Consider the following 8789-nt stretch of genomic DNA (forward strand, 5'->3'; position numbering starts at 1 on the left):
GGTTCCGGGTCGGATCGCGCACGGCTGCTGAGCACGCCGTTCTGATGTGCCCGTCCGTGGCACATTCCGGGTTTCCCCTCACCACCTTCCAGGACGTCGCTGTTGCGTGCCGTTTTGCGCCCGCTTCTCTCGCGTGGCGCGTCCGAACACAGAAAGCTGCCTGAAATTGGCGAACATGATGAATCGGCCGATCACGCACCGGAACGAAGGGCCGTCATGGTAGCGGCGCGGATCACGATCAACGGGAAAGAAGCACCGATTTCACCGGCTGCGCCCCACACCACAGCGCTGGATTTTCTGCGCGAGCGTGGCCTCACCGGCACCAAGGAGGGCTGCGCCGAGGGTGAATGCGGCGCCTGTTCGGTCCTGGTGGCCCGTCCCGGAGTGAACAAGCCCACCGACTGGGTGGCGGTCAACGCCTGCCTGGTCCCGGTCGCGGCGCTCGACGGTCAGGAGATCATTACCTCCGAAGGTCTCGCCCCTGTCGGCGAACCCGGCACGCCGCCCACCTTGCACCCGGTGCAGGAGGAGATGGCGGTCCGTGGCGGCTCCCAATGCGGTTACTGCACACCGGGATTCATCTGCAGCATGGCCGCCGAGTACTACCGGCCGAACCGCTGCGCGCATGCGGACTCGGCCGACAGCAGCGACGCCGAGCACGGTCCGAACGGTTTCGATCTGCACGCGCTGAGCGGAAACCTGTGCCGCTGCACCGGTTATCGCCCGATTCGCGATGCCGCGTTCGCTGTCGGTACGCCCGCCGATGAGGACCCGCTGGCGCAGCGCCGAGAGCAGTCCCCGCCTGCACCGGTCGCCACCGAATACATCCAGGACGACAGCGCGTTCCTGCGGAAGAGCACCCTGGCCGAGACGCTGCAGTTGCTGCGCGAGCGGCCCGACGCGGTGGTGGTCGCCGGCTCCACCGACTGGGGCGTTGAGGTGAACATCCGTTCCCGCCGGGCGGATTGTGTGGTCGCCATCGACCGGCTGTCCGAATTGCGGGAGCTGCGAGTCGAATCCGACTACATCGAGATCGGGGCGGCGCTGACGCTCACCGAGATCGAACGCCGCCTCGACGGCGGCGTCCCGCTGCTGGCAGAGCTGTTCCCGCAGTTCGCATCCCGGCTCATCCGCAACAGCGCGACCTTCGGCGGCAACCTGGGTACCGGCTCCCCCATCGGTGACAGCCCGCCGGTGCTGCTCGCGCTGGAGGCGTCGGTGGTGCTCGCCGACGCCGACGGTGAGCGCGAGGTCCCGCTGGCGGACTACTTCACCGGCTACCGGCAGAGCGTGCGCCGTCCCGGCGAGCTGATCCGTGCGGTGCGCATCCCGCTGCCGCTGTCGCCGGCCATGGCCTTTCACAAGATCGCCAAGCGGCGCTTCGACGACATCTCCAGCGTGGCGGTCGCTTTTGCGCTCGACATCGAGGACGGGATCGTCCGCAAGGCGCGCATCGGCCTGGGCGGCGTGGCTGCCACCCCGATCCGCGCCCTCGCCACCGAGGCGGCGCTGGAGGGCAAGCCGTGGGCGACGGAGACTGTCGAGGCCGCGGCCCAGGTGCTGCAGGCCCAGGGCACGCCGATGAACGATCACCGTGCCAGTGCCGGCTACCGTTCCGCGATGCTCGGCCAGAGCCTGCTGAAGCTTTACGCGCAAACCACCGAGGCGGTGTCGTCATGAGCCATTTGTCCGAGCGCCCCGAAATGCCTGTCGTCGGCGTTCCAATGCCGCACGAGAGCGCCGATCTGCACGTCACCGGCGCCGCGCTCTACACCGACGATCTGGTCTGTCGCACCAAGGACGTGCTGCACGCCTACCCGGTCCAGGTCATGAAGGCCCACGGCAGGATCACCGTGCTGCGCATCGAGCCCGCGCTCGCCGTGCCCGGTGTGGTCCGCGTGCTGACCGGTGCCGACGTGCCCGGCGTCAACGATGCCGGAATGAAGCACGACGAACCGCTGTTCCCCGACGAGGTCATGTTCTACGGCCACGCGGTCGCCTGGGTGCTCGGCGAGACCCTGGAGGCGGCCCGGCTCGGTGCGGCGGCCGTGGAGGTGGTGCTCGACGAACAGCCCTCCCTGGTCACGCTGCAGGACGCGATCGCGGCCAACAGCTATCACGGCGCTCAGCCCGTGATGCTGGCCGGTGACCTCGACGCCGGCTTCGCCGACTCCGCGCACGTGTTCACCGGCGAGTTCCAGTTCTCCGGTCAGGAGCACTTCTATCTCGAGACGCACGCGGCGTTGGCCCAGGTCGACGAGGACGGGCAGGTGTTCATCCAGAGCAGCACCCAGCACCCCTCGGAGACCCAGGAGATCGTCGCGCACGTGCTCGGCCTCGCCAGCCACGAGGTGACTGTGCAGTGTCTGCGGATGGGCGGCGCCTTCGGCGGCAAGGAGATGCAGCCGCACGGGTTCGCGGCCGTTGCCGCGCTCGGCGCCAAGCTGACCGGTCGGCCGGTCCGGTTCCGGCTCAATCGGACTCAGGATCTGACCATGTCCGGCAAGCGCCACGGGTTCCACGCCGAGTGGAAGATCGGCTTCGACGCGGACGGCCGCATCCAGGCCCTGGATGCCACCTTGACCGCGGACGGCGGATGGAGCCTGGACCTCTCCGAGCCGGTGCTGGCTCGTGCGCTGTGCCACATCGACAACACCTACTGGATTCCCAACGCACGCGTCGCCGGTCGCATCGCCAAGACCAACACGGTCTCCAACACCGCCTTCCGCGGCTTCGGCGGACCGCAGGGCATGCTGGTGATCGAGGACATCCTGGGCCGCTGCGCGCCGCTGCTCGGCCTGGATCCCACGGAGTTGCGGGAGCGCAACTTCTACCGGCCGGGCCAGGGCCAGACGACGCCGTACGGACAGCCGGTCACGCAGCCCGAACGGATCTCCACCGTTTGGCAGCAGGTTCAGGAGGACGCCGGCATCGCCGATCGCAAGCGCGAGATCGCCGCCTTCAATGCCGCGCACCCGAACACCAAGCGGGCCCTTGCGATCACCGGCATCAAGTTCGGCATCTCGTTCAACCTCACCGCCTTCAACCAGGGCGGCGCGCTGGTGCTGATCTACAAGGACGGCTCGGTCCTGATCAACCACGGCGGCACCGAGATGGGCCAGGGCCTGCACACCAAGATGATGCAGGTGGCCGCGACCACGCTGGGTATCCCGCTGCACAAGGTCCGGCTGTCCCCGACGCGCACCGACAAGGTGCCCAATACCTCTGCCACCGCGGCCAGTTCAGGGGCGGACCTCAACGGTGGGGCGGTGAAGAACGCCTGCGAGCAGTTGCGCGAGCGGCTGCTGCAGGTGGCCGCCTCCCAGCTGGGTGCGAACGCCTCGGACCTCCGCATCGTCGAGGGCGTCGCGCGCGCCCTGGGCAGCGACAAGGAGCTGGCCTGGGACGACCTGGTGCACACCGCGTACTTTCAGCGGGTCCAGTTGTCGGCGTCCGGTTTCTACCGGACCGAGGGGCTGCACTGGGACGCGAAGACGTTCCGGGGCTCGCCGTTCAAGTACTTCGCCCATGGAGCCGCCGCGACCGAGGTGGAGGTCGACGGCTTCACCGGCGCCTACCGCATCCGACGGGTGGACATCGTCCACGATGTCGGCGACAGCCTCTCCCCGATGATCGACATCGGTCAGGTCGAGGGCGGCTTCGTGCAGGGCGCGGGCTGGCTGACGCTCGAGGACCTGCGCTGGGACACCGGTGACGGGCCGAACCGGGGCCGGCTGCAGACGCAGGCCGCGAGCACGTACAAGCTGCCGAGCTTTTCGGAGATGCCCGAGGAGTTCAACGTCATGCTTCTGGAGAACGCCACCGAGGAGGGCGCGGTCTTCGGGTCCAAGGCGGTGGGTGAGCCCCCGCTGATGCTGGCGTTCTCGGTGCGAGAAGCGTTGCGTCAGGCCGCCGCCGCGTTCGGGCCGAGCGGGGTCAGCCTCGATTTGGCCTCGCCCGCAACGCCGGAGGCGGTGTACTGGGCGATTCAGGCGGTTCGCCAGGGCGACGCCTCCCGGAACGCTCACGACACCAACGGGTTTGCCGCCGACGGCCACACCGGCCACGGGCACGCAGCCAACGGCAGGATCCGAACCGACGCAAAAGCGTTCAACGGTGCCTGACATGACGTGGATCGCCGCGGTCGCACGGTTGCGGGCACGCCGGGAGTCTGGCGTGCTGGTGACCGTCGCGACCGTGCGCGGCCATGCCCCGCGCGACGCCGGTGCGAAACTCGTCGTGGGGCAGACCCAGACGTGGGGCTCGATCGGTGGCGGCAATGTCGAGGCCGTCGCGATCGATCGGGCCCGGGAGATGATCGCCGCGCCCAAGCCGGAGCCGCAGCTGATTGATTTCGCCCTGAACGACAAGGTGACCAACCAGCACGGCGTGCAGTGCTGCGGTGGTGCGGTCTCGGTGCTGCTCGAACCGCTGCCGGTGGTACGGGCGGTGGCGATCTTCGGCGTCGGGCACGTCGGGCTGGAACTGGCGCGCATCCTGGCACGTCAGGACCTCGACCTCCATCTGATCGACACGCGCTCCGACACCCTCACCGAGGAGCGGCTCGACGTGCTGGCAGACGCGGTGGCGCAGGTGCACGTGCATCACACGCCGCTGCTGCCCGAGGAGGTGCTGGAGGAGTTGCCGCGCGGCACCCACATCCTGATCATGACCCATGATCACGCCGAGGACGCCGCTCTGTGCGACGCCGCCTTGCGCACAACCCATCTCGGCTCCATCGGGCTGATCGGGTCGGCGGCCAAGTGGGTGCGGTTCCGCAAACGCCTCGCCACCGAGGGCGGTCACGTCGAGGCCACCATCGATCGGATCAAGACTCCGATCGGGCTGGCCGACATCACCGGCAAGGAACCCGCGACAATCGCCCTGAGCGTCGCTGCCGATTTGCTGCGCACCTTCGAAACCGAGAAGAACTGACTCTCCAACCGGATCGACAGGGTGCCCCGCGCTCGTGCGAACGAACATATGCGGGGCACCCTTTCCGCGCGACTGCCAATCTCCTGGAAACGTAGAGGCGTCCTCCCCATGGGCATGACCACAACGCACCCGACGAGCCCCGGTGGCTCGCCGGGTGGCTGCCGTACCGCTCCGCTCCAGCGCCGTAGAACGGGATGGACATGAAACATGAGCGGATATTCGCTCCTCTGGCGTCGGCTACCCCGATGGCACGGCAAGCTCGACGCCGCGGCGGAGGACTGGGACCGCATCTGGCCGTTCTGGCACACACGATCGTCGGCGCCGGAGACACGTACGCCTGGGATCCGGGAACCTCGCGGGAGGCGGCGCGGGAGCTGTGGATGGGGCCCGGCGCGCGGGTGTTCGTCGTGGAGGACGAGACCGGGACGGTTATCGCCTCGGCGTATCTGCGGCCCGACTACGGCGGTCCCGCCGACGCGGTTGCCAACGCGGGATTCATGGTCGCCCCCAGTCATACGGGCCGGGGTGTGGGGCGGCAACTGGCCGAACACGCCCTGCGGGAGGCCCGAGCCGAAGGCTACATTGGCATGGTCTTCAACTCGGTGGTGGAGACGAACCCGGCGATGCGGCTTTGGCTGTCGCTCGGGTTCGAGATTCTGGGGACGGTGCCTGCGGCGTTCCGCCATCCGCTGCATGGACCCGTGGGACTGCACATCCTGTATCGGACGCTCTGAGTCGGGTCGGGGTCCGGCGCGGTGGCCGATACTCCGTTTCTCGTCCCCGCCGCTTCACACCGCGCACGCAGTTCTCCGGCACAGGGCTTTTCGACATCGTTCACCGACTGGCATGCGCCGTCGCCCTGCACACGTTCCCGGTGACGCGGTAGGCGTCGAGCCGGGTGATCCACCGGTAGGTGTCACGCGTGGCCCGGCGTCCGACCCGTTTTAGAACGTGCGGCGGGGAGTCGGCGATCCACTCCCGACCGCCGGCGGCGAAGTCGCGATCGCGCTCTGCAGTGCGCCGGTCAGCTGGGCCGGGTCGGCGACGTCGGTGGCAAAGCCCTCCGCGGTGATGCCGGTTTCGGCGAGCTCAGCGACCAGGGAGTCGAGCTTGTCCTTGGTGCGGGAAAGCAGGGCGACGTCGTAGCCGTGGCCGCCGAAGACCTTGGCGATGGACAGACCGAGGCCGGGGCCGGCTCCGACGATGGCGATGGTGGGCATGGCGCAGCTCCTTGAGGTGGGGGTGAAGCCCCGGCCGCAGGGCCGGGTGAAGAGCAGGGGCGCGCGGCCGGCAGTCAGTCCTGGTCGGCCGACGGGGTGGCGCCGGGCGGGACCCAGTCCGTGGGGCACGGCGCGTCGAGCGCGCCGAGGATGCGATGGGAGACGGCACTGAGCTGCCGCTGCTGCGCCTTGGTCAGCGGGTCGAAGACCAGGCGGCGCACCGCGTCGACATGGCTGGGGGCTGCGGTGAGGGCCAGGAGGTTGAGCGCGGGCGCACCGCGCGGCCGGCTTCGCTCCCATCGACCGACGCCCGGTGAATCCCTTGACCAATGCGGAACGACGCCGTCTATGCAAGCCGCTTGTCTACGCGCATCATGGGGTTGCTTCGCTCGCACATGGGCGTCCCCGTTTCCCATGCGCACACTTGTCATGCACTCGTCATACACTCGTCATTTCCGGAGGGCGAAACGATGGCTTGCGGATCAACCAGCCTCTGGGCCGGTGAAACCAGCTGGTTCTGCTGCGGCAATGCCTGGGGCCCATGCTCCAGTGCCGGCGGCGGCGCCTGCGGCAACTGTCAGTCCAGCGCGCACCACGGTGCGTGGCCGAACGCCTCGCAGGCGTGCTGGAACATCACCCGGCCCGACCTCTGTGGCGAGAACATCCCCAGACGCGGCTGCGGTGCGGTGATGAACGTCAAGCACCAGTGCTCGGGCGCGACGGTCTGCATCACGATCACCGACTGCGGACCGCGCACCAAGGACTGGTGCGGCGAGGCGACCTGCTGCAACGGAACCTGTCGCACCAACCGCGTCCTCGACCTGACCCCGGCTGCCTTCTCGGCAATCGGCAACCTGAGCTCGGGCAAACTCCCGGTCTACATCTACGAGTGAGGAGGAGCGACATGGCCGTACGACACGATCGGTCCGACGGGATGCGCCGTCGGCGTTTCCTCACCAATGCCGCCCTCGGCGGTGCGACCATCATCGGCGCGACCGCGCTCGGAGGCCTCGACGCCGAGGCCGCCTTCGCTGCGGAGCCCTCGCTCGACCCCGCGATCGCCAAGTCCACCTTCGTGGAGGGCCGCATCACAGGCATCACCGGCAGCGTCCTGGAGGTGGCCGGATCCCAGGGCGGCCACTCCCGGGTGCAGATGACCAACGTCACCAGCGTATGGAAGGTACGCGCCACCACCGCCGAAGTGATCGAGGTCGGCGACGGGCTCTACGCGCGCGGCGTCAAGATGCCCGACGGTACGGTGGCCGCCGACGCGGTCTGGGTGAACATCGTGAACCTGGACACGCAGATCCGCGGCATCGCGAAGAACCGGCTGCACCTCGCCCACGGGCAGCACGAACTGATCGGTCGCATCGCCCCGGACGCCAGCGCCTCCTACGCCGGCCGCGCACTTTCGTCCGACCTGTCCGGGCTGCGCATCGGGCAGAGCGCCCAGGTGCTCGGTGCCTGGCGGCCGTCCGACAACTCCGTGGACGTCGTCCGCATCTCCGTCGGGCACTGATGCAGGCCCCAGGACACCGAGAGAGGAAGAGATGCTGTCACTGACAACAGGCCTCGCCCCCCTGGTCCTTGCGGGTCTGCTCGGGTGGACCGGAGCGGTCAAGGTGTTCAGCCGGGGCACCGCGCGACAGGCACCGAAGACGGCGCTGGCCCGGATGCTGCGCAGCAGTGAGCGGGCCACGACGGTATTGCGCGTGACCGGCGCAGGTGAACTCCTGATCGCCGCAGGTCTGCTGGTGATTCCGGCGAACCCGGTGCCGGGGGCCGCCGCCGCACTCCTCGGGGCGGGCTTCCTCGCCTACCTCGGCTACGGCCGGACCACGGCACCGGAGTCCTCCTGCGGCTGCTCGGCCAGTGACGACACCCCCATCACCTGGCGGGCGTTCGTACGGGCGGCGGTCGTACTCATCGGCGGGGCCACCGCGGCGGTGGCACAGGACACCTGGTGGTCGGCGCTCTCCGAGCGGCCCTCCGGAGCCCTCGTCCTCCTGGCCGGGGCGGCGGTTCTGGTCTCCCTCTCGGCCGACCTCGACCGGTGGTGGCTGCTGTCGCTGCGCCGGACGAGGCTGCGCATCTTCGGCCACCCGCTTCTCGGCACCGCTGGGAGGGACCAGGTGCCGGTCGCGGCAAGCGTCGAACTCCTGGAGAACTCCCTGGCCTGGCAGGCCGCCGCACCAGTGGTTCGGTCTGCCTTGCTGGACCATTGGGAGGATGACGGCTGGCGCATTCTCCAGTACTCGGGTGTGTACGGGGACGGGGAGGACGCGCGCCCGGTCGCAGTGGTGTTCGCACTCGACGCCACAGCCGGCCGCGACAGCGGTGGCGACCCGATCGTCCGTGTCAGTTACGTCGACGCGGACAGCGGGGAGGCGGTGGCCGCGGACGAGCTGAACGCGGTGCCGTCGCGGAGGATTCTGCCGATGGCGGGCTGACGCCACGGACGGACGCCTCGGCCCGCCACGGTCCTGAGCAGCACAACAGGGCCGGGGGCGCCCCCCGCCCCCGCCCCGCCCCCCCCCCCCCCCCCGGCCCCCCCCCCCCGCCCCGCCCCCCCCCCCGCGCCCGACCCCCCCGGGGAGGGCCCACCACCCCCACCCCCCCGCCGCGCGATGCCCA

General features: G+C 69.4%; 8 protein-coding genes and 1 pseudogene. 7 read left to right on the forward strand and 2 right to left on the reverse strand.

Going from position 1 to position 8789, the window contains the following annotated elements; genetic code table 11:
• Nucleotides 1-216: 216 nt before the first annotated feature.
• From ACF1B9_RS17365 to ACF1B9_RS17380, 4 genes and pseudogenes are all read left to right on the forward strand, one after another.
• Nucleotides 217-1680, forward strand: a complete 1464-nt coding sequence (locus tag ACF1B9_RS17365) for a xanthine dehydrogenase small subunit (protein ID WP_391740767.1) — start codon at nucleotides 217-219, stop codon at nucleotides 1678-1680.
• Complete coding sequence (gene xdhB, locus ACF1B9_RS17370) at nucleotides 1677-4124, forward strand: xanthine dehydrogenase molybdopterin binding subunit (RefSeq protein ID WP_391740666.1); 2448 nt, start codon at nucleotides 1677-1679, stop codon at nucleotides 4122-4124. Before ACF1B9_RS17365 ends, xdhB begins: the two co-directional genes overlap by 4 nt.
• 1 nt (nucleotide 4125) lies before the next feature.
• Nucleotides 4126-4935 carry a xanthine dehydrogenase accessory protein XdhC gene (xdhC, locus tag ACF1B9_RS17375; RefSeq protein WP_391740667.1) on the forward strand — a complete coding sequence of 270 codons (810 nt, stop codon included), beginning with the start codon at nucleotides 4126-4128 and terminating at the stop codon, nucleotides 4933-4935.
• Between the two features lie 207 nt (nucleotides 4936-5142).
• A pseudogene (locus ACF1B9_RS17380) lies at nucleotides 5143-5669 on the forward strand (GNAT family N-acetyltransferase).
• Between the two features lie 210 nt (nucleotides 5670-5879).
• On the opposite strand, the gene ACF1B9_RS17385 reads toward ACF1B9_RS17380, so the two are convergent.
• Nucleotides 5880-6155: an SDR family NAD(P)-dependent oxidoreductase gene (locus tag ACF1B9_RS17385; protein ID WP_391740668.1), complete on the reverse strand. Its 276-nt coding sequence runs from the start codon at nucleotides 6153-6155 to the stop codon at nucleotides 5880-5882.
• A gap of 74 nt (nucleotides 6156-6229) precedes the next feature.
• Nucleotides 6230-6376, reverse strand: a complete 147-nt coding sequence (locus tag ACF1B9_RS17390) for a hypothetical protein (protein ID WP_391740669.1) — start codon at nucleotides 6374-6376, stop codon at nucleotides 6230-6232.
• Between the two features lie 249 nt (nucleotides 6377-6625).
• Here ACF1B9_RS17390 and ACF1B9_RS17395 point away from each other — a divergent pair, with 249 nt between their 5' ends.
• Genes ACF1B9_RS17395 through ACF1B9_RS17405 form a run of 3 tightly spaced genes read left to right on the forward strand, consistent with a single transcriptional unit; the run spans nucleotide 6626 to nucleotide 8605 of the window.
• On the forward strand, nucleotides 6626-7048 hold the full coding sequence (locus ACF1B9_RS17395; RefSeq protein WP_030926101.1) for an RlpA-like double-psi beta-barrel domain-containing protein: 423 nt from the start codon (nucleotides 6626-6628) through the stop codon (nucleotides 7046-7048).
• An 11-nt stretch (nucleotides 7049-7059) separates the two neighbouring features.
• Nucleotides 7060-7674 carry a cell wall protein gene (locus ACF1B9_RS17400; protein WP_391740670.1) on the forward strand — a complete coding sequence of 205 codons (615 nt, stop codon included), beginning with the start codon at nucleotides 7060-7062 and terminating at the stop codon, nucleotides 7672-7674.
• Nucleotides 7675-7705: 31 nt separating this feature from the next.
• On the forward strand, nucleotides 7706-8605 hold the full coding sequence (locus tag ACF1B9_RS17405; RefSeq protein ID WP_391740671.1) for a MauE/DoxX family redox-associated membrane protein: 900 nt from the start codon (nucleotides 7706-7708) through the stop codon (nucleotides 8603-8605).
• The last annotated feature ends 184 nt before the right edge of the window (nucleotides 8606-8789 follow it).

It is taken from the genome of Streptomyces sp. NPDC014727, assembly GCF_043083485.1.
In the GTDB taxonomy this organism is placed as follows: Bacteria; Actinomycetota; Actinomycetes; order Streptomycetales; family Streptomycetaceae; genus Streptomyces.